General features: G+C 59.5%; 25 protein-coding genes and 1 pseudogene. 5 read left to right on the top strand and 21 right to left on the bottom strand.

Translation table 11 applies throughout. The features are described from left to right. The 14 genes and pseudogenes from ACT8X9_RS04180 to ACT8X9_RS04115 form a co-directional block, all read right to left on the bottom strand. Window positions 1-247 (bottom strand): annotated as a pseudogene (locus ACT8X9_RS04180) (hypothetical protein); the annotation flags it as partial. Further along, window positions 244-600, bottom strand: coding sequence for a hypothetical protein (locus ACT8X9_RS04175; RefSeq protein ID WP_444268213.1), 357 nt, complete (start codon window positions 598-600; stop codon window positions 244-246). The pseudogene ACT8X9_RS04180 and the gene ACT8X9_RS04175, both read right to left, overlap by 4 nt. Continuing rightward, entirely contained in the window at window positions 578-817 is a 240-nt protein-coding gene (locus ACT8X9_RS04170; protein WP_444268212.1) for a hypothetical protein, read from the bottom strand. The genes ACT8X9_RS04175 and ACT8X9_RS04170 overlap by 23 nt, the downstream gene beginning before the upstream one ends. An 11-nt stretch (window positions 818-828) precedes the next feature. Continuing rightward, complete coding sequence (locus tag ACT8X9_RS04165) at window positions 829-1,311, bottom strand: DNA cytosine methyltransferase (protein WP_444268211.1); 483 nt, start codon at window positions 1,309-1,311, stop codon at window positions 829-831. Between the two features lie 181 nt (window positions 1,312-1,492). Next, window positions 1,493-1,780, bottom strand: a complete 288-nt coding sequence (locus ACT8X9_RS04160; protein ID WP_444268210.1) for a hypothetical protein — start codon at window positions 1,778-1,780, stop codon at window positions 1,493-1,495. Further along, window positions 1,777-2,313, bottom strand: a complete 537-nt coding sequence (locus ACT8X9_RS04155; RefSeq protein ID WP_444268209.1) for a 3D domain-containing protein — start codon at window positions 2,311-2,313, stop codon at window positions 1,777-1,779. Before ACT8X9_RS04155 ends, ACT8X9_RS04160 begins: the two co-directional genes overlap by 4 nt. After that, window positions 2,310-2,510: a hypothetical protein gene (locus tag ACT8X9_RS04150; RefSeq protein WP_444268208.1), complete on the bottom strand. Its 201-nt coding sequence runs from the start codon at window positions 2,508-2,510 to the stop codon at window positions 2,310-2,312. Before ACT8X9_RS04150 ends, ACT8X9_RS04155 begins: the two co-directional genes overlap by 4 nt. 12 nt (window positions 2,511-2,522) lie before the next feature. Beyond that, on the bottom strand, window positions 2,523-2,702 hold the full coding sequence (locus tag ACT8X9_RS04145) for a hypothetical protein (protein WP_120020044.1): 180 nt from the start codon (window positions 2,700-2,702) through the stop codon (window positions 2,523-2,525). A gap of 610 nt (window positions 2,703-3,312) precedes the next feature. Further along, window positions 3,313-3,648, bottom strand: coding sequence for a hypothetical protein (locus ACT8X9_RS04140; protein WP_444268207.1), 336 nt, complete (start codon window positions 3,646-3,648; stop codon window positions 3,313-3,315). A gap of 286 nt (window positions 3,649-3,934) precedes the next feature. Then, window positions 3,935-4,126, bottom strand: a complete 192-nt coding sequence (locus ACT8X9_RS04135; protein ID WP_156060113.1) for a hypothetical protein — start codon at window positions 4,124-4,126, stop codon at window positions 3,935-3,937. A 47-nt stretch (window positions 4,127-4,173) separates the two neighbouring features. Next, the gene (locus ACT8X9_RS04130) at window positions 4,174-5,370 is read right to left on the bottom strand and encodes a hypothetical protein (RefSeq protein ID WP_444268206.1); all 1,197 of its coding nucleotides are present in this window, start codon (window positions 5,368-5,370) and stop codon (window positions 4,174-4,176) included. Continuing rightward, entirely contained in the window at window positions 5,351-5,680 is a 330-nt protein-coding gene (locus ACT8X9_RS04125; RefSeq protein WP_242887852.1) for a hypothetical protein, read from the bottom strand. Before ACT8X9_RS04125 ends, ACT8X9_RS04130 begins: the two co-directional genes overlap by 20 nt. After that, on the bottom strand, window positions 5,667-5,915 hold the full coding sequence (locus ACT8X9_RS04120; protein WP_444268205.1) for a helix-turn-helix domain-containing protein: 249 nt from the start codon (window positions 5,913-5,915) through the stop codon (window positions 5,667-5,669). The genes ACT8X9_RS04125 and ACT8X9_RS04120 overlap by 14 nt, the downstream gene beginning before the upstream one ends. A 155-nt stretch (window positions 5,916-6,070) precedes the next feature. Then, complete coding sequence (locus tag ACT8X9_RS04115; protein WP_444268204.1) at window positions 6,071-6,778, bottom strand: Bax inhibitor-1/YccA family protein; 708 nt, start codon at window positions 6,776-6,778, stop codon at window positions 6,071-6,073. A 110-nt stretch (window positions 6,779-6,888) separates the two neighbouring features. Here ACT8X9_RS04115 and hemW point away from each other — a divergent pair, with 110 nt between their 5' ends. After that, window positions 6,889-7,971, top strand: coding sequence for a radical SAM family heme chaperone HemW (gene hemW / locus ACT8X9_RS04110; RefSeq protein ID WP_444268203.1), 1,083 nt, complete (start codon window positions 6,889-6,891; stop codon window positions 7,969-7,971). 3 nt (window positions 7,972-7,974) lie between these two features. Here hemW and ACT8X9_RS04105 read toward each other — a convergent pair whose 3' ends face one another. The 3 genes from ACT8X9_RS04105 to ACT8X9_RS04095 form a co-directional block, all read right to left on the bottom strand. Next, complete coding sequence (locus tag ACT8X9_RS04105) at window positions 7,975-8,664, bottom strand: hypothetical protein (protein WP_444268202.1); 690 nt, start codon at window positions 8,662-8,664, stop codon at window positions 7,975-7,977. A 448-nt stretch (window positions 8,665-9,112) separates the two neighbouring features. Next, complete coding sequence (locus ACT8X9_RS04100) at window positions 9,113-9,712, bottom strand: ATP-binding cassette domain-containing protein (protein ID WP_444268201.1); 600 nt, start codon at window positions 9,710-9,712, stop codon at window positions 9,113-9,115. Between the two features lie 2 nt (window positions 9,713-9,714). Further along, window positions 9,715-10,482: an ABC transporter permease gene (locus tag ACT8X9_RS04095; RefSeq protein ID WP_444268200.1), complete on the bottom strand. Its 768-nt coding sequence runs from the start codon at window positions 10,480-10,482 to the stop codon at window positions 9,715-9,717. A 172-nt stretch (window positions 10,483-10,654) separates the two neighbouring features. Between ACT8X9_RS04095 and brnQ the strand changes: the two genes are divergently transcribed. Beyond that, complete coding sequence (brnQ, locus tag ACT8X9_RS04090; protein WP_444268199.1) at window positions 10,655-11,929, top strand: branched-chain amino acid transport system II carrier protein; 1,275 nt, start codon at window positions 10,655-10,657, stop codon at window positions 11,927-11,929. A gap of 48 nt (window positions 11,930-11,977) precedes the next feature. Here brnQ and ACT8X9_RS04085 read toward each other — a convergent pair whose 3' ends face one another. Next, window positions 11,978-12,997, bottom strand: coding sequence for an ABC transporter substrate-binding protein (locus ACT8X9_RS04085; RefSeq protein ID WP_444268198.1), 1,020 nt, complete (start codon window positions 12,995-12,997; stop codon window positions 11,978-11,980). Between the two features lie 163 nt (window positions 12,998-13,160). On the opposite strand from ACT8X9_RS04085, the gene ACT8X9_RS04080 reads away from it, so the two are divergent. The 3 genes from ACT8X9_RS04080 to ACT8X9_RS04070 are packed head-to-tail and all read left to right on the top strand — an operon-like array spanning window position 13,161 to window position 15,417. Beyond that, complete coding sequence (locus ACT8X9_RS04080) at window positions 13,161-13,847, top strand: Crp/Fnr family transcriptional regulator (RefSeq protein ID WP_249234282.1); 687 nt, start codon at window positions 13,161-13,163, stop codon at window positions 13,845-13,847. 14 nt (window positions 13,848-13,861) lie between these two features. After that, entirely contained in the window at window positions 13,862-14,842 is a 981-nt protein-coding gene (locus ACT8X9_RS04075) for a glycosyltransferase (RefSeq protein ID WP_444268197.1), read from the top strand. Continuing rightward, window positions 14,839-15,417 carry a flavin reductase family protein gene (locus ACT8X9_RS04070; protein ID WP_227620327.1) on the top strand — a complete coding sequence of 193 codons (579 nt, stop codon included), beginning with the start codon at window positions 14,839-14,841 and terminating at the stop codon, window positions 15,415-15,417. Before ACT8X9_RS04075 ends, ACT8X9_RS04070 begins: the two co-directional genes overlap by 4 nt. Before the next feature lie 416 nt (window positions 15,418-15,833). Here ACT8X9_RS04070 and ACT8X9_RS04065 read toward each other — a convergent pair whose 3' ends face one another. Genes ACT8X9_RS04065 through ACT8X9_RS04055 form a run of 3 tightly spaced genes read right to left on the bottom strand, consistent with a single transcriptional unit; the run spans window position 15,834 to window position 19,169 of the window. Beyond that, the gene (locus ACT8X9_RS04065) at window positions 15,834-16,886 is read right to left on the bottom strand and encodes a DmpA family aminopeptidase (RefSeq protein WP_444268196.1); all 1,053 of its coding nucleotides are present in this window, start codon (window positions 16,884-16,886) and stop codon (window positions 15,834-15,836) included. Window positions 16,887-16,943: 57 nt separating this feature from the next. Continuing rightward, entirely contained in the window at window positions 16,944-17,882 is a 939-nt protein-coding gene (gene metA, locus ACT8X9_RS04060) for a homoserine O-acetyltransferase MetA (RefSeq protein ID WP_227620325.1), read from the bottom strand. 12 nt (window positions 17,883-17,894) lie between these two features. Continuing rightward, the gene (locus tag ACT8X9_RS04055) at window positions 17,895-19,169 is read right to left on the bottom strand and encodes an O-acetylhomoserine aminocarboxypropyltransferase/cysteine synthase family protein (RefSeq protein ID WP_249234278.1); all 1,275 of its coding nucleotides are present in this window, start codon (window positions 19,167-19,169) and stop codon (window positions 17,895-17,897) included. Between the last annotated feature and the right edge of the window lie 214 nt (window positions 19,170-19,383).

The following is a 19,383-nucleotide window of genomic DNA, read 5'->3' as shown; positions in this document are numbered from 1 at the left end:
CCCAAGTGTTCGGCGGCAGCGTCATTTGTGTATAAGCGAAACTTCTGTGGGTAAGTCGCCCACATGAAGCACAACGCCCCCCCCCCCGCGCAAGGTTTTTAACCGGCAGGGCGCATATATCATCCGTCGTCATGGTGTTATAATGCTGCGCGGCATTGCCCCGGCTCTTTGGGCCGGTTCCACACTGGCGATATGACCACGGAGGATCAGCATAGATCGCGGTGTATTTTTTATCTGGCAAATTCATTTGTTTTTCCTCTGGTAGCAGGTGGCACTCCGCAGGATGCAGGTCGTGTCCGCGATCACCGCTTTGTCGTCCCAGTATTCATCTGCGCCAACTTTTCGAGAATCGCCGCCCCACGCTTCGATCCACTCCGGCAAGCTCTGATTCACGGTATCAAAGTTCAGGCCCCACTCTTTGCAGGCTGCAATAGCCGCGTCCAGTTCCTTGCCCGCCCTGCAAGTCCACAGGATCAGGCCAGCACCCGCCGCCTGTTCTTTCTTGGCTTCCTCGATAACGTGCCAGTTTGGTTCCCCGATCTCCGGGTATTTGCTCTGACAAATGCACCCGTCAAAATCAATGGCTATCGCCCTGCGCATTACGTCCACCCTTTCTTTTTCTGTTCAGTTCAGCAAGGTACTGTTTCCGAACATGGATTGCGATGTGCTGTGGCAAGTAATTGCGGTAAATCTGCGCACAGCCCTGAAACTTGTAGGCGTTGTGCGCGATTATCAGAACTCTTATCCCCAGCATCCTTTCTTTTTCCCGCGCTTCCATCATGCCTTGGATCATTTTTGCATAATCTTCGTCTTTCATTCTCTGCCTTCCTATCCCCATTGTTCGGACATTGCATTTGCAACACCCGTAAATGTTTTTGCTCTGCTCTTGGCTCGGTCGGTTGTGAACATTCCTTTGTGCTGTTGTCCATGCTTTTTGCTGTAAGAGCCAGACGGACACCACGTTGCAATCGGTGTCACAATGTCTGTTGGAAACAACGGCGGCAAGTTTTTCAGCCAAAGGCAAGTCTTTTTGCTGTACGGGTGTCCATACTCATACGGCTGTATAGTTTGCGTGTACTGCGGCAAACAGAACACGCGACTTGGGATTGGGTTTTCTATGCAAATCTGCGGAACATCTGCCCACCAGAAGCGCATAAAAAGATCGCGGCCCTCAATTCCTTTCATGACGCGATCTGCTTGAAGCACATGGCCTTTCCATAGGTGTCTTGCTCCCGCGTTGCTCAGGTATGTACAAGGCGGGTGCGCAATGAGCAAATCCCACGCATCAATGTAATGTCCCTTGTCGTTCATTGTGACGATTTGCCCCCCCCCCGCAGAGCGGTTACAGCATCGCCCAGAATGTGCCACTCCGGGTGTCCGCCGGATGGCTCTTGAATATCACATGAGTATGCTTCATGCCCCCTGCGCCGAAAAGCCTTGCACACTTCTTGGCTTTCCTCGCAGGCTATGAGAACTTTCATCGCTCGCCCTCCTATATCGGCGCATGGCGTATCTCAACGCTGCTTGCGTAATATTCTGTAACCTCGCATTCCAGTTGCTTCGCCATGCTTTCCAGCCATTCTTTTTGTTTCTGTGGATCATGTAGCTTGCGAAGCTCAATTTGATCTCTCATTGAGATTTTCATATTGGCTATAACTCGCCCCATTCTCAACGAAGCAATAACTTCACCTGTATTTTTCAGCCTTAAAACTTGCGTTTGATAGCCTACGCGCTGATATTGTTTAAGAACATCTTCAAGAATTTCTTCAAGGCCGTTCACCTGTTCACCTCTCTTATGACCCACACCCGATGTTCGCCGTACCCGCTCCACGACAGCGCGTTCTCATGGGTATCAACTGCAACATCAATGTGCGTTCCCTGCACTCCCGCGCCCTTGTCCTGCACAATGCGGATTCCTACACCCTCAATGTACAAAACCGTGCCATACGGAAAGATCGTCTGATCCGCCGCCACGGTTACGCCCGCCTGTATCGGCTGGCCGCTGGCTGTGATTCCGTGACCCTCTCCGCAGATATGCGGGTATTGCTCGGTGCAGTAAGCCGTGCAGAAAAACACTCCTGCATCTTCCAGCTCAACTTTCCCATCGGCCAGAGCATCAAGGCGAAGCTGCATAGAATCTATAACCTCTTCGTCCTCTACTGCCCGGTCTATCCAGTGCTGCGCCCGGCTTGCATAAATGTCCCGCTGCGTTTCAAGGTCAGCGATCCGGCTTTTCAGCACCCCGACCTTTGCGCAGTTGATGATTTCAGCGGCGCAGATCAGGGCCAGAATCGCTTTATCTCTTCTCGTCACTGTTCCACCTCTTTGGATTTGACCGCCAGCCACCACAGCGCGGCGTGAAGTGCATACTTCGGGCAAGCCTGAACCGTTACCATGCCTGCCACAATCGGAATCGCTTCTTCGATTTCCTCTTTCCTCGGCATCGACGCAAGATCAAACCTTGCCCGTGCCACCTTTTCCAGAACCCTGATTGCATCAACATACAGCACGTTCTTGACCTCCTATTTGATTTTTTCTATCCTTGTCACGGTAATCTTTTCATACTCGTGGCGGTGGAACTTTTGGATTTTGCGGCGGGCGTTGTACTCTGCTTCGCTCTCACCCCAGCCGTTGACGCGGATCGTGTGTACATCCGTTTCGTCAGCGGTGCAGCAGACGACAACTACTTTGTATCTCTGCATTGGCTTTCTCCGTTCAAATTTCTTGTGCGGACGGTCTGGATCGAACCGACCTTTCGGCTCAGAGCAACAGGGGAGCCGTTCTTCTCCATTGTGCATCCGCATAATAGACACCCGCCGCCCTGCTGAACTCTAAGAACGACAGGGCGGCGGGGCGGGCCGATCTACCAAATCAGCCCTACCACCTTTGGCTTGGGTGGATCGGACAAGGCATTTCTGCGCTCATGCCGCGGGCATACCTTTCAACCTCCGTCGTTGTCATGCAGGTATGGCTTGACGCTTCGCGCCTGCCGGTGCAGTCCGGCTTCCATGATTTCAAGCAAAGCAGGCGCGGACGGGGTTCGACCCCGCTTTCGGTAGCCGGTCGCGCATCCAGCCACCCCGCACCACATATAAAAGCCGCCCCGCTGACGCGGCGCAGGGCGGCTTGTTTACCTCGAAAGATGTTTTGTATCAGCAGCACCCTTGTTGGTTTTCTCGTAATGCTCACAGTTCAGGTTGTACCCATCACACGGCGCACACTTCGCAACCGTGATTCTGAACGTGTGGCGACACTGTTCGCTCTTGCGAACTTCCTTTATGGTGGGGCTTCTGTTATGTATCTCCATGTTCTTTACTGCTTTCCAAAAATAGACTTGAGGATTTCTTTCAGCGCACCCTCGTCCCGAACGGCATTGAAACCGCCGCTCATATTGAATGCGTCCGTGCCTTTCTTGAACTCCGCCTTACGCTGCATCGCCATAACGCGAATGGTGCTTACGATTACCCTCTCCATCGCATCTACTGCGTCCGCATCACCAAGGCTTTTGAAAATGCCGTCAGCGGCTTGTGCCACAAGGAAACCCAGCTTGTACGGACTCCCCTTTTCCCTTACCAGCGATTTTCCTTTGCCCTCGTCCACCACCGACAATTCAGCCGGTTCGTAAAAGCACTTTTCCATGTCGTTCATAACTTTGTCCTTTCTTCGCTTGATGAATATTCGGAAGTGGCGGCGCATCCCAGAGTCAGCACTGGGCGGCGGGGCCATGAGAAAATCCCTGCCTGCACTGGCTGCGCCATATAAAGGAGCGGTGTCGTACAGCGTGATGCTTCCGCTCCTACCCGTGCGGGTAGCCCTACCGTGTTCTTTTCATCTCCGGTAGGTAAGATGCCGGTCTTGCGGAAACCGGCTGACCGGTGCGCTCCCTAAGTGCCCGGTCATGTGGCAGGCGTGTTTCGGTACGCCCAGACCGTTTTTATTTGAACCAGCTCTTTGCGTTGTCCCAGTTCTGAACAGCAAATGCAACGAGCCACAATGCCGTTGGAATTTTCCAATCAAATACCCACCCTGCAAAACAGCAGATCAGGTAAACCGGAGTGGCGAACGAAGCCCACGATAGGCCCAACGCAAACCCCATGATAAAGCACTCTACAAAATAGATCAGCATTTTCTCTCCCGGCTTTTGGCTGCGCTACCGCGCAGCCCATCAGCTTTTCAGCGTTCAGCTTTCTGCTTCTTCTTGAAGAAAGCGGAACGGCCCCCGCCGCCCGCCCACGAACTAGAGCGCGGACTGCTGAGGTACAAGTAGAACACACCGGCACCCTCGCCATAGTGCCAGCTGCCGCCGCGGATCGGAATGTATTCGCCCTCAGTTGCATCAATGTAGCAGTAGGCTTCTTCCTCCCCGGCGAACAGCGCATACTCTTTGAGCATTTCGCTCTTGCATTCCGTCTTGACCTTGCCCCACTCAGAGCTGCCCACGCCGCCCGCTTCATCGTTGTCAGTGGTAAACACGATCTCGCTGCCGGATGCGGAAACATACACTGGTGCGCCCTTATCGTCCGTCAGCAGCTTCCAGTCGTCGCCGCACTGGGTCAGGTCGGTTTCGGGGAGTGCTGCATCGTTATTCGCGGCCACCATCAGCACACCGTTTTTAATCCGCAGACCGGCCAGCACTTCCCAGATATTGCCGCACAGATCGTGGACACCGGTTTTGGTGTGATCGTGCGTCCACGTTTCCGGGCCAGTTCCGGTGAGCGTCCGATTGCTGTTCGGTGCTTTCTGGCCGTGCTCCTTATGGTCGCCATGCCATGCGCCGTAGTCGGTGTTCCCGTGCGGCAGAGTCCCCAGTTTCAGACTAAGGTTTGCAAGGAAGCCCCACTCTGCTGCCGTCATTGGATGCCAGCCCTCGCCCTTGCTGAAACAGGCTTTGGAGAAGTCGTCCAGCGTGATGTTTCCCGCCGGTTTCTGAAACGGCAGGCTGTACGGCTTTCCGTTAATCATCACATTGGGGTACACGGAAATATAGATTTCGTCGTATACCTCGCCGCCGATGATGAACGCCGGGTGCGGCTTGTCGCTTCCGCCGAACAGCTCCTTATTGCTCATGCGGCGGAAGCGGTGCATAATGGACGGAATGCCCGCATCGTCATAGATTGCCACCACGTCCCAGTCTGCGCCGGGTGCAACTTCTTTCGGCGTGGTCAGCGGCTTCATATCTCCCGTGTTCAGTTCTTCCGGGTCACGGCAACCGTCCTCGAAAACAGAGGGAGGAAGAGCCGGGAAGTAAAATCCGGGTGCGGCATACTTGTCCGCCATGTCAAGGAATCTGCCGGACAGCTCCCGTACCATGTCGTCGTTGCCCTCCACCCTCATGCTCAGACTCATGTAGTCAAGTTTCACTTTCGCCATGTTCGTTCTCCTTTGCTGCTTTCATCTGTTCACGCCGTTTCTGGCGTTCCTCAAACTTGCGACGTTCCTCTTCTTCCTCTTTTCGGCGGCGTTCGGTTTCTTCGTACCGCCACCGGCCATAGGATTTACCCGCTGCATCCGCCTGTCGAACATCCAGCATCAGCCGATCCGGGGTAATGCGAGTTTTGCGCTGCGCACGTTCCGCCGGGGTGGTCTGGCTCTTTGCATTGCAGATCGGACACAGTTTGATGAACGGTGACTCCGCAATGAATGTTTCCTTACAGGCCGTGCAGGTCTTAAACATCGGCATTGGCGGTGTCCTCCTGCTTCTTATGATGGATGCTGCGGCGGGCATCGCAGATTCTTTTCTGTGCCAGCTCTGCGCTGTACTCGCAGTTCCCGTTCTTGTCCACCCGCCCGGTGTCACCGCGGCGAAGTTCGTTATAAATGGTGGAGCGGTGAACCCTCAGAGTTTCCGCGATACTCTCCACGCTGATCCTATCGAGGTAATATTTTTCCAGCTTCCGACGATCCTCAATCGTCAAATGTCTGCCGCCCAAAGCTCTCTCAGCCCCCTTGTTTCCTAAAAATGCGCAAAAAAATAAACCCGGAAGAAACCGTGTCGATTTCTTTCGAGTTTATTTTAACTATTCAGTAAAGCCCCCATCCAGCGTACCGGACGAGGGCCAAAAGAAGCACTTTAGTTGTTGCGGCTGCGGCTGTTCATGCCCAGCAGGCGGACGACATACAGGAAGATGTTGATGAAGTCCAGATAGAGGGTCAGTGCGCCGTAGATGGAAGCCTTCTCGGCCATCTCGGCGTCGCCTGCGTAGTAGGCGTAGATCTGGCGCAGCTTCTGGGTGTCGTAGGCGGTGAGCAGCATGAACACCACCAGACCGATGCCGCAGTAGAGCACCGAGGCACCGAAGCCAAAGCCGAAGAGCGCGCCCACGAGGCTGGTGACGATCATGGCCACCAGAGCCATCATCAGGCGGGGACCCCAGCTGGTGAGGTCCTTATGGGTGGTGGTGCCGTACACGGCCATAAGGCCGAAATAGACCGCCGTGGCGAGGAAGGCCATGACCAAAGTGCCCACCGAGAAGAGCAGGAAATAGTAGCTCAGCACCATGCCGTTGAGGATGGCGTAACCGAAGAATGCGGCCCGCGCCCCGTCGATGGACATCCTCTGCACCCGGGCGCTGAGCATAAACACCAGCGCCAGCTCGGCGATGGTAAGCAGGAAGTAGAGGGAATCGACCAGATAAATGAGCGGCGTGGTCGCCGTGATATAGGCCATTGCGAAGGTGACGAGCAGGCCGCCGGCCATCCAGCGGTAGGTGCGGGTCATATAGTCCGATGCGCTCATCGAAGGCTCCGCATAGCCGCGGTCATAGTTGTTGTAATCCATAGGGAATCCTCCATTCAAAATCAGGGCGTCGGCCTCGGCCTTGCCCCGGTCTACAAAATATAGTATACTGCATAGAAATGAACGATTCATGAAAAAGGCTGTGATATTTGATGTCCCTCGGACTTTATCTGCATATTCCCTACTGTTTTTCCAAATGCCGGTACTGCGATTTCTACTCCGCCCCCGGCCAGCGCGGCGTGCCCCGCGCCTATGTGGACGCTCTGCTGCGGGAGCTTTCCCGCTTTGCGCCGGACGCCCCCCTGCGGCCGGACACCCTCTATTTCGGCGGCGGCACCCCCAGCCTTCTCGCCCCCGCAGACGCTGCCCGCCTCATCGACGCCGCCCAGCCCCTGCCGGGGGCAGAGATCACGCTGGAAGCGAACCCCGAGACGGTGACGGAGGCGTCCCTCCGGGCGTTCCGCGCCGCAGGCGTCAACCGCATCTCCTTCGGCGTCCAGTCGGCCCGGGACAGCCAGCTCAAGACGCTGGGCCGTCCCCACACCGCAAAGCAGGCCCGTGCGGCCTTTGCCGCCGCACGCCGGGCCGGGTTCGAGAACATCAGCGGCGACATCATGCTGGCCCTGCCCCATTATACGCAGGCCGAGTTCGACGAGACGCTGGAGCTTATCGAGGAGGGCGGCGCGACGCACATTTCGGCCTACCTCTTAAAGATAGAGCCGGACTCTGCCTTTGGCCGGACGCCCCCCGAGGGTCTGCCCACCTCCGACGAGGCGGCGGACTTCTACCTCTACGCCGTCGAGCAGCTGGAGCACCACGGGTATCTGCAGTACGAGATCTCGAACTTTGCCCGCCCCGGCTATGAGGGAAAGCACAACCTCATCTACTGGGACTGCGGCGACTATCTGGGCATCGGCCCCGCCGCCCACTCCTGCATGGGCGGCAAACGGTTCTACTACCCGGCCGACACCGAGGCTTTCCTGCGGGACGAGGCCGCACCGGTCATGGACGGCGGCTGCGGGGCGGAAGATTATCTCATCCTTCAGCTCCGCCTCCGCAAGGGCCTGAACCTCGACGAATACAAAAAACGCTATGGCAGGGAGCTTTCCACCGCACAGCGGGCTTTCGTGCAAAACTGTGTGAAGAGCGGCTACGCCAGCTTCGACGGCCGCACCCTCGCCCTCACCCCCGCCGGGCTTATCGTGCAGAACAGCATCCTCGCCGAGCTGTTGTGAGCCTCAGTGGAGGGCAAAGCTCAGGGCCGCCAGCACAAAAATGCCAACGATGTCGGTGATGCGGCCCACCCGCTGCATCGAGTAGTACCAGTCGGTCGGCTCGCCGCCGGATACCTCCAGCCCGTGGCGGAGATTCCAGAACAGCAGCGGGAAGCGGAGGTCCAGAAACAGCAGCAGCGCCAGCGCCCCCATCGGCAGCAGGAAAGCCACGCTGCCCCGGGTCTCCCGCCGTCCGCCGACGGCCACATTATAGAGCCAGCCGCAGCTGGGCCAGAGGTCATCTTTCTGGTATTCGCCATTGACGATGACCTTCACCTCGTCGGCCAAGCCCCCATCGTCTTCCCGCCAGAGGATGGCGTCCCCGGGGTCGCCCAGCGCGCTCCCGGCAAAGATAAGCGCCCCGTCCTGATAGAGCTTTACCTCTGCGCTGTCCTTCGCCTCGATGCGGTAATGCCTCGTCTCTCCGTCCAGCGTGAACGCTGCCTCGGCTTCGCTCTCCGTCCCGGAAAGCTGCAGGGTGTAGGCCGCATAGGCATCCTTGCCCGAAAAGCTGCCGTCTGCCTGCCGGTACAAAAAGGCGTCCCGCAGCCAGATTCCCGGACGGAGGGCGGCGAAGAGGTAGACGCCAAGCAGTACGAGACAGACGATCCAGCAGGTGCTCGTCTGCATTTTGTGGAAGATCGATCCTTTCATACAGCTTTCTCCTTGACAATCCACGTTAAAACGCATATACTAGAACTACAAAAGGTGCTGCCCCCAAAAACGGCTAGCTCCTTACCATACGCGAGCAAAAAAGATTGACCGGCATACTTGGGGAAGTAGGTGGCGGTCAGTCTTTTTTGTTTTTATGATCTTTGTCGTCATGGCTGATTTTCCATGTAATGTCGAAGACACCATAGGCTACGCTGAAGACGAGCGTCAACAGCAGCAAAACCTCGGACAGAGTCATGCGCCATCCCTCCTTCTGCCAGAACATCGGGAGTATGCGCCAAAAAAGCCGCTCTCCCGATGCCTGTTCACTCGAAAGTTAAACAAGAGCGCATCGGTAAGGAGCGTTCGCCGCCTGCGTTTGAGGCAACACCTTTGCAGTCCGGAGACTGCATTTCTAGCATAGCATAAATTCTTTCAAATTACAATCGCCCTACCCCAATTCAATGACCCTCCACCCCAGCTCCCGGATGGCCGCTTGGTCGTGGGTCGCCAGCAGGGCGGGCTTTGCGCCGCAGCGTGCTTTGAGCATGGCCGCGGCCTTTTTCATGGCGGCTGGGTCCATCCCGGTGAACGGCTCGTCCAGCAGGAGGGTGTCACTCTCGGCCCAGAGGGCACGCAGGAGGGCGGTGCGCCGCTTCTGGCCGCCGGAGAGCTTCCGGGCCGGCAGGGCGAGGGCCTCATCGCCGAGTCCAAGCTGTATAAGGTCTTCCCTTATCTGCTCTTTGTATTGCGTTTTTGCCTTGTACTGCTCCGCCGGGAGCACCAGCGCCACATTTTCCTCTGAGGTGAGCTGGGGGCAGAGCCGGTCCTCCTGAAAGACCACGCCGACCCGGCCCACCCCCTCCACGCTGCCGGAGGTGGACGCTTCCAGCCCCATCAGGATGCGCAGCAGGGTCGTCTTGCCCCAGCCGCTGGGTGCCCAGAGCACCGCCGGGCCGTCCACCGTCAGGGACAGACCTTCGAAGAGCGTTTTCTCTCCGAATCGTTTTGTCAGACCCTTTATTTCCAGTTTGTTATGATATTCTCCCATTTTTATGCCCCCTCTTCGCCCAGAACTGCCGTCACCGCCCTGTCCAGCAGGGCGAGGAAGAGCTTTTCAAATACCGCGCTCAACAGGATGATGACGAAGGTCCATGCGAACAGCTCCCCGGTAGAGAGGGTGATCTTCGCCCGATAGAGGGCGTCGCCGATGCTGCCGTCGGGCAGGCCGATGACCTCCGCCGCCACGCCGCTCTTCCAGCAGATGCCCAGCGCCACACTGCACCCCTGCCGGAACGCAGGCAGCACCGCCGGGAGCCAGACGGCCCGCAGACGCCGCCCCAGTGGCAGGCGGAACACCTGCGCCATCTCGAGAAGCCCGCGGTCGGCGCTCCCGATGCCGGTGCGCACCGCGCCGTAGAGGACGGGCAGCACCATCAGGAAGCTGATGAGGACCGACAGGGACGAGCCGCTGACCCACACCAGCGCCAGAATGATGAAGCTGGCCACCGGGGTGGCCTTGACCAGCTGCATCACCGGGGCGAGAAGGGCGTCCACCCACTCCCATTTTTCCGCCGCCACCGCCAGCACGGTACTGGACAGTGCACCCAGCCCGAAGCCCAGCAGGATGCGCCCGGCGCTGAACGCCACCCTCTGCCAGAACTCCGCCTGCGGCAGAAGCTGCACCAGCGTCCCCAGCGCCTGCACCGGCGAGACCAGAAAGACCTCCTGCCCGATGGCCATTGCCGCCGCCTGCCAGACGCCCAGCCAGAAGACCGACGCCGCCAAGAGCTGAAGGCGGCGCTTTTTTGTTTTTTCCATCTGTTTCTCTGCTCCTCTTCTTTTTTCGCTTTCAGAATATCACATCATGTGAAAGAATACAATCCTTCATCTTTTCTTCTCTTGACATGAAGGGGATAAGACTCTACACTGTAATAAAGCAATCCGTGTTTCATATTTTACGCGCTCCTGCGCACGACTGGGAGAGATGACCATGCACGAATCCACGCAGGCCCTCCGGGGCAAAAAGCTCTTTCTGGTGGGGTTTACCCTGTTCTCGATGTTCTTCGGGGCGGGCAACCTCATCTTTCCGCCCTTCCTCGGCGCACAGGCCGGGACGGCGCTCTGGCTCGCCTTCGCAGGCTTTGCCGTCAGCGCCATCGGCCTGCCCATCGCGGGCGTGGCGGCGGTGGCACGGGCGGGCGGTCTGCCCGTGCTGGCCGGGCGGGTGCATCCCCGCTTTGCGCAGGTGTTCGCTGTGCTGGTCTACCTGTCCATCGGCCCCTGCCTCGCCATCCCCCGCACGGCCAGCACCTCCTTTGAGATGCTGACCCCGCTGGTGGGGCGGAGCGGGCTGGGGCAGTTCCTCTACTCCCTTGTATTCTTCACGGCAGCGTACTTCGTGGCCCTCCGGCCCGAAAAGCTGACCCAGCGGCTGGGCCGCATCCTCTGCCCCGCCCTGCTGGTGCTCATTGTGGTGCTGTTCGCGGGCTGCCTCCTCCGCCCTGCTGCCTCCGGTTATGGCGTGCCCACCGCGGCTTACGCCGCCCTCCCCGCCGCGCAGGGAATATTGGACGGCTACCAGACCATGGACGCGCTGGCGGCGCTCAACTTCGGAGCCGTCATCGCCCTGAATATACAGGCCGTCGGCATCACGGAAGAAGCCGCCGTGCGGCGGGGCACCATCCGGGCCGGACTTGTCGCAGGCGGGATGCTGCTGGTGGTCTACGCCATGCTGACCCACATCGGCGGCATCTCGGGGGCAGCGTTCCCCGGCTGTGACACCGGCGCGGCCGTCCTGACAGCGCTGGCCGACGGCCTGTTCGGCCGGGTGGGACAGGTGCTGTTAGCCGCCATCTTCGTCATCGCCTGCTTCAACACCTGCGTAGGACTCATCGCCAGCGTGGGCGAATACTTCCACGAGCTGCTGCCCCGGCTGTCCTATCCTGCCATCGCGGCCTTCTTCGCACTGATGAGTATGCTTCTGGCCAACATCGGCCTCGCGGACATCCTGAGCCTCTCCGTCCCGGTGCTGAACGCCATCTACCCCATCGCCATCATCCTCATCGTGGTGGAGTTTCTGCCGGAGCGGTTCCAGCGCTCTCTGGTCTGGCGGCTGGGCGTCCTCCTTACCGCCCTTCAGAGCATCCCCGCCGCCCTGCCCTTCGGCCCTCTCTCCGGGTTCATGAACGCCCTGCCTCTGAGCGGCCTCGGCTTCGGCTGGCTTCTCCCGGCCCTCATCGGCATCGGTGCCGGCCTCGTCTTATAACGTGAAAAAACTGCCGTACAGCTGTGCGGCAGTTTTTCGTTGCAAAACTTACTTTGCAGAGTTGCGGATGGCCGCCATGACCTTGCGGAGGACGGACGGCTCGGTGTAGTAGAAGCCATCGTCCGGCAGCTTGCCGCCCACAGAAGCGGGCGAGGCATCGTAGAGCACCTGCAGATAGGCGGAGATGTCCTTCTTCATTTCCTCGCCGTTGCGGTAGACGATATTGCACTTGGGCAGGGCCTTTTTGGCGATCGCTGCCTTGGCCACCACGCCGACCTGCTCACACAGGGCGGCAGTTCCGTCGATGTCCTCATTCGCAGCCTTGACGCTCTTCTGGTAGTCGGTCAGGAAGGCGGCGATGACGTCCGGGTTCTTTTTGGCGTACTCGGTGCGCACCACGGTGACGCCGGTAATAAGCTGGGTATCGCAGACCTTGTTCCACTCGCGGGTCAGGTCAAGGACGACACGGAGGCTGCTGTCCTTCATCTGGGCGGCAGTGACGTAAGGCTGGGGCAGAACGGCGATGGCGTCCTTCTTGGCAGCGGCCATCTGGGCCGTGACCTCAGAGGCCTCGCTGTAATACTCGATCTTCACGTCCCTGTCGGGGTCGAGGCCGTTCTTCCGGAGCAGATAGCGCAGGACGTATTCCGGCGTCGTGCCCTTGCCGGTGGAGAGGATGGTGCGGCCCTTGAGGTCGGCGAAGCTGTGGACGGTGTTGCCCTTCTCCACGACGTAGAGCACCCCCAGCGTGTTCACCGCCATGACCTGAATGCCGCCGTTCGTCTTCTGGTAGAGGGTGGCGGCGAGGTTGGCCGGGATCGCAGCCATATCGAGGTCTCCCTTGATGAGCTTGGGCACGATCTCATCGGCTGCGCCGTAGAGCTGCAGGTCGTAGTCGAGGGAGGCAGTGCCCTCCTTCTCCATGCTCAGCAGGTTGACGAGGCCCATGGTGGTGGGGCCTTTCAGGCCGGCGATCCGCACCTTGGTGTTGGTCTTGGCCGATGCGCCGCAGGCCAGCATACTCACCAGCAGCACCGCCGACAGCAGCAGAGATGTCAGTTTTTTCATTTTGTACAGTTCCTCACTTTCATCGGGATAAATTTTCCCGCAGAAAATTTGCAAAAACCATTTGCTTTACGCCCCCAAGTTTACTATAATAAAAGAAAAAATACCGTTGCGTATGCAACGGAATCGCAGAAGGGCGGTGAGGGCCCGGGGAAAACCTCACGGAATGGGTATGGAAAACTATCTTCCGCTGTTACAATCCACCTCTCTGTTCGCCGGGCTGGAGGCCGAATCGCTTCGGGTCCTGCTGGGCAACGTGGGAGCCGTATTGCGCACCTACAGCCGGGGCGAGACCCTCGTGCTGGCCGGGCAGACCAACCGCCGGGTGGGCGTGGTGCTCTCGGGCACCATCGAAGCCTATCACCCTGCCGCCAGCGGGGCGCGTCTGCCCATCAGCCAGATGGGGCCGGGCGGCGTGTTCGGCGACGTGTTGGGCGGCTCGAGCCTTTCCAGCCCGGTGACGGTGATGGCCTCCGCCCCCTGTGAGGTGCTGCTGATGCCCTACGAAAAGCTCCTGCTGCCCGGGGCCGACCCGGCCCGACAGCGGGTCTTACAAAATCTCGTGCGCACCATCAGCGACAAATACTTCCTCCTCTCCCGCCGGGTGGACCTGCTGCTGCTCAAGAGCCTGCGGGCCAAGGTGTGCGCCTACCTCCTCAGCGAGGCGGAGGTGCACCACAGCCTCACCTTCACCATCCCCTACTCCCGCATCCAGCTGGCCGATTACCTCAACTGCGACCGTAGCGCCCTCTCCCGGGAGCTGAGCCTCATGCAGCGGGACGGCCTGCTGGAGACCTATCGGAGCAGCTTCAAGCTGCTGGAACCGGAAGCGCTACGGCGGATGGTTTTATAAAGGAGAATTTCATCATGTCCAAACCTATCCTATGGATCGTCATCCCCTGCTACAACGAGGAGCAGGTGCTGCCCATCACGGCCCCCCTGTTCCTAAAAAAGATCAACGACCTCGCCGCAGCGGGCCTTGTCAGCGAGAAGAGCCGGGTGCTCTTTGTCAACGACGGCTCCCGCGACGCCACATGGTCCCTCATCCAGAAGTTTGCCGCTGAGGACGAGCACTTCATCGGCATCTCCCAGAGCCGCAACCGCGGCCACCAGAACGCCGTGCTGGCCGGGCTGATGGAGGCACTCCACAGCGGCAGCTGCGACATTACCATCTCCATCGACTGCGACGGTCAGGACGACATCAACGCCATGGACGAGATGGTCAAGAAGTATCTCGCCGGGGCCGAGGTGGTCTATGGCGTGCGCAGCCGCCGGGATACCGACACCTTCTTCAAGCGGTTCACCGCCGAGGGCTTCTACCATGTGATGAACGCGCTGGGGGCCGACATCGTCTTCAACCATGCCGACTACCGCCTCATCAGCACCCGTGTGCTGGAAAGCTTCGCCGACTACCGCGAGGTGAACATCTTCCTGCGGGGCATGGTGCCGCTGGTGGGCTACCCCAGCGACACCGTCTATTACGAGCGCCACGAGCGTCTGGCCGGTGAGAGCCACTACCCGCTGCGCAAGATGCTGGCCCTCGCCTTCGACGGCATCACCAGCCTGTCGAACAAGCCCATCCGCCTCATCACCGGGGCAGGCATCGTGGTCAGCCTCATCAGCTTCATCGGCGTCCTCTGGGCCATCGTGCAGGCGGTCAGGGGCAGCGTCGTGGCCGGCTGGGCCTCCACCATCTGCATCGTCTGCTTCATGGGCGGCGTCCAGCTGGTCTGTCTGGGCGTCATCGGCGAATACGTCGGCAAGATCTACATGGAAACCAAGGCCCGCCCCCGCTACATCATCAGCGAGCGGACATGGGCACCCTACGAAAGGAAGTATCACGGATGAGCAAACAGAGCTGGCGGGGCAGCACCCTGCTGAACCCGGAGCCGCCGGTGCTGGTCTCCTGCGGCGGGCTGGACAAGCCCAACCTCATCACCATCGGCTGGACGGGCACCATCTGCACCCAGCCCAGCATGGTGTCCATCAGCGTCCGCCCCGAGCGGTACAGCCACCACCTCATCAAGGAGAGCGGACAGTTCGCCATCAACCTGCCCACCGAGGCGCTGGTGAAGTCGGTGGACTGGTGCGGCGTCAGGAGCGGCCGGGACTTCGATAAATTCGCGGCCTGCGGCCTCCATGCCGCCCCCGGCTCGGTGCTGACGGACTGCCCCATCCTCGCCGAAAGCCCCGTCAATCTGGAATGCCGGGTGACGCAGGTCATCCCGCTGGGCAGCCACGACCTCTTCCTCGCCGAAGTCGCCGCCTGCGACGTGGACGAAAGCCTGCTGGACGAAAATGGCAAGCTCTGCCTCGACAAGGCCAGGCTCATCGTCTACAGCCACGGCGAATATCTGGCACTGGGCAAAAAGCTGGGCACCTTCGGCTACAGCGTCCGGAAGAAAAAAGCACGGCGGAAATAACTTCCCCGTGCTTGACAATTCGCGTAAAACAAACTATACTAAAAATAGAAAAGGCACTGCGACAAGCGGTTAGCCTCTAGTCTAAGGTTTTAAGCTCTATTGAACCGTCGCCTTTGCCGAGGTGGCGGTTCAGCGTTTTTTCACGATAATGGTGATAGTAAACTCACCAATATGGAAAGTAATCCGCATTGCCTCACCCCCTTTCGGGAAGTGTAGGCCAACCGCCTGCCGTATGTGCAGTGCCTTGCCGCCAAAGCAGCAAAATTAGTATAACACAGTTTTCGACAATCTGCAATCACAAAAGCCGCAGGATGCATAGAGCATCCCGCGGCTTCGATTTTATCGCAAGGCAAAAAATTAGTGCGACATGAAAACAGCATATTTGCGATATGCAATTCAACGCTGTTGCTGCTACATTAAAAAGTTGAATTGCTATATTTCAGCAGATCACTCAAGCACTTGACCGTCCGGCCATGATGGCCGGTGACGGTCTCCGCGTGGAGCAGACTGCTCAGGACGCTCTCCTCCACGCACTCGGCCACGGCCCGGAACAGGGGGTTGATGGCGTCGTCGTGGACCATGCCCATCGGCAGGATGGCCTTTTCCGAGTCATGGGGCACCCGGTTCGCGGTGGTGAAGGCGATGACGATCTCGCCCGAACCGTTTCCGCAGAAGGAGCCGGTGCGGGACAGGCCCACCAGCGCCCGGTGGCAGAGCCGCCGCAGCTGGCGCTCGCTGAGGGGGATGTCCGTCGCCAGCACCGTGATAATAGAGCCTTTGTCCTCGTGGGGCGGGATGCTGGCGTCCAGCAGGGTCTGGATGGGGGTGCCCGCCACCACAAGGTCGTCGAAGACGGCGTGGTTGGAGAGCACCAGCGCACCGATGGTGTAGGGCTTCCCGTCCAGCTCCACCACGCGGGAAGCCGAGCCGATGCCGCCCTTCAGGCCATGGCAGCGCATTCCCCGGCCTGCGCCCACCGCGCCCTCGGCGAAGTCGGCGCGGCAGTCGGCCAGCGCGGCCCACACATTTTCCTCGGTGACGTGGAGGCCCCGGATGTCGTTCAGGCCGCTGTCGTTGCACTCGCAGACCACCGGGTTGACGCTGCCGGTGGTCTCGCAGATGTCGGGGTTCCGGTCCAGCATATACTTCACCAGCGCCGTCTCCACCGTGCCCACGCTGAGGGTGTTGGTGAAGAGGATGGGCGTCTCCAGCGTACCCAGCTCCTCGATCTGGACAAGGCCGGTGGTCTTGCCGAAACCGTTGATGACGTGGCTGGCCGCCATCACCTTATCGTGGAAAATATCCCCCGGATGGGGCAGCAGGGCGGTGACGCCGGTCTGGACCTCGCCGTCCGCCAGCGTGCAGTGGCCCACCGTGACGCCCGGCACGTCACTGATCTTGTCCAGCGGGCCGCAGGGCAGCTTGCCCACCCGGATGCCCCGGTTCTTCCATTCTGATTCGATTCCCATACAAATTCTCCTTACAAAAATGCCCTCCTCGTTTCGTGCGGAGAGGGCGTTCTTTGTTTATTCTTCCCCGTGCTCCACCCGCTTGATGGCTCCCAGATCGTAGGGCGTATTCTGGTAGACGTAGTAGTTCAGCCAGTTCTCATACAGCAGATGTGCGTGAGCGCGCCAGCGGAAGAGGGGCGGCTGGGCAGGGTCGTCCTCCGGGTAGTAGTTCTTCGGCACAGCGATGGGCAGGCCCTTGGCCACATCCCGCTTGTACTCGGCGTCGAGGGTGTACTTGTCATACTCCGGATGGCCGGTGACGAAGATCTGCCGGCCATTCTCGGTGCTCATCAGGAAGGGGCCTGCCTCGTCGCTCTCGGCGAGGATGCGCAGGGCCTTGCAGTTCAGCACATCCTCGCGGGAGATGCCGGTGTGGCGGCTGTGGGGGGCGTAGAACACCTCGTCGAAGCCCCGCACCAGCGGGTTCGAGGGGCGTGTGACCCTGTGCTCGAAGACGCCGAACATCTTCTCGTTCAGCAGCTGCTTGCGGATGCCGTAGTGGTAATAAAGCCCCGCCTGCGCACCCCAGCAGACGTGGAGGGTGGAGTAGACATTCGTCTCGCTGAAGTCCATGATCTCGCACAGCTCCGGCCAGTAGTCCACCTGCTCGAAGTCGATCTTCTCCACCGGTGCGCCGGTGATGATCATGCCATCGTAGCGGTTGTTCTTCACCTCGTCGAAGGTCTTGTAGAACGTCTCAAGGTGGGCCGCCGAGACATGGGTCGCCGCGTGGCTGGCCGTCTGCAGCAGGGTCATGTGCACCTGAAGAGGCGTATTGGCCAGCAGGCGGGCGATCTGCGTCTCAGTCGCAATTTTCGTCGGCATGAGGTTCAGGATGAGAATCTCCAGCGGGCGGATGTGCTGGGAGAGCGCCCGTTCCCGGTGCATGACGAAAACATTTTCCTCGTAGAGGGCGTCATAGGCGGGAAGGGTCTTGGGGATGATCAGGGGCATAGCGATTTCTCCTTAGATTTTATCGAGTGCCTGTGCAATATCTGCGATGAGGTCTTCGCTGCTTTCCAGTCCGCAGCTCATCCGCACCAGCTCGGCAGGCACACCGGCAGCAGCCAGCTGCTCGTCGTTCATCTGGCGATGGGTGCTGGAGGCCGGGTTGAGGCAGCAGGTACGGGCATCGGCCACATGGGTCTCGATGGCGGCAAGCTTCAGCTCCTTCATGAAGGTGCTGGCCGCCTCGCGGCCTCCGGCCAGACCGAAGGAGACGACGCCGCAGCTGCCGCTCGGCAGATACTTCCGGGCCAGTGCATGGTAGGGGCTGCTCTCGAGGCCGCAGTAGTTGACGTAGGCCACCTTCGGGTGGGCCTCGAGGAACTTTGCGACGGCCATGCCGTTCTCGCAGTGGCGCTGCATCCGGACGTGGAGGCTCTCAAGGCCGAGGTTCAGCATATAGGCGTTCATGGGGGACTGCATCGAGCCGAAGTCCCGCATCAGCTGTGCGGTAGCCTTGGTGATGAACGCCCCCTCCTTGCCAAAGCGCTCGGCGTAGGTGATGCCGTGATAGCTCTCGTCGGGGGTGCACAGGCCGGGGAACTTGTCGGCGTGGGCCATCCAGTCGAACTTTCCGCCGTCCACGATGGCACCGCCCAGCACCGCACCATGGCCGTCCATATATTTGGTGGTCGAGTGGGTCACAATGTCAGCCCCCCACTCGAAGGGGCGGCAGTTGACCGGCGTGGGGAAGGTGTTGTCCACGATGAGGGGTACGCCGTGGGCGTGGGCGGCCTTGGCGAACTTCTCAATGTCCAGCACAGTGAGGGCAGGGTTTGCGATGGTCTCGCCGAACACGACCTTGGTGTTGGGCTGGAAGGCAGCGTCCAGCTCCTCCTCGCTGCACAGCGGGTCCACAAAGGTGGCGGTAATGCCCATCTTCTTCATGGTGACGGAGATGAGGTTGAAGGTGCCGCCGTAGATGGTGCTGGACGCCACGATGTGGTCGCCCGCCTCGCAGAGATTGAACAGTGCGAAGAAGTTTGCGGCCTGACCGCTGGACGTCAGCATGGCGGCGGTGCCGCCCTCCAGCTCGCAGATCTTTTTCGCCACCAGATCACAGGTGGGGTTCTGCAGGCGGGAGTAGAAGTAGCCGTCGGCCTCGAGGTCGAACAGCTTGCCCATGTCCTCGCTGGTGGCGTACTTGAAGGTGGTGGACTGGATGATGGGGATCTGGCGGGGTTCGCCGTTGCCGGGGGTGTAGCCGCCCTGCACGCAGATGGTATCACGGTTCATTGCAACATACTCCTTTACTGGGTTTGTCTGTATAGCACAATTCCCCGCCAGAGGGCAGGCCTCCGGCGGGGAATCGGTTCGTTAAATTTTGTTCCCTGCTGGAAGCCGAAACCTCTAAGTTTACAACCTACGGTCAGGCCGTCCTTCCATCCAACCTCTCAGTCTCGCATTTGCTCGACAGCTCCCCTTGTAGGGGAGCCTCTGGCGAAGAGGG

The organism is Faecalibacterium sp., assembly GCF_052358865.1.
In the GTDB taxonomy this organism is placed as follows: domain Bacteria; phylum Bacillota; class Clostridia; order Oscillospirales; family Ruminococcaceae; genus Faecalibacterium; species Faecalibacterium butyricigenerans.
This window is presented reverse-complemented; position numbering and strand designations above follow the sequence as displayed.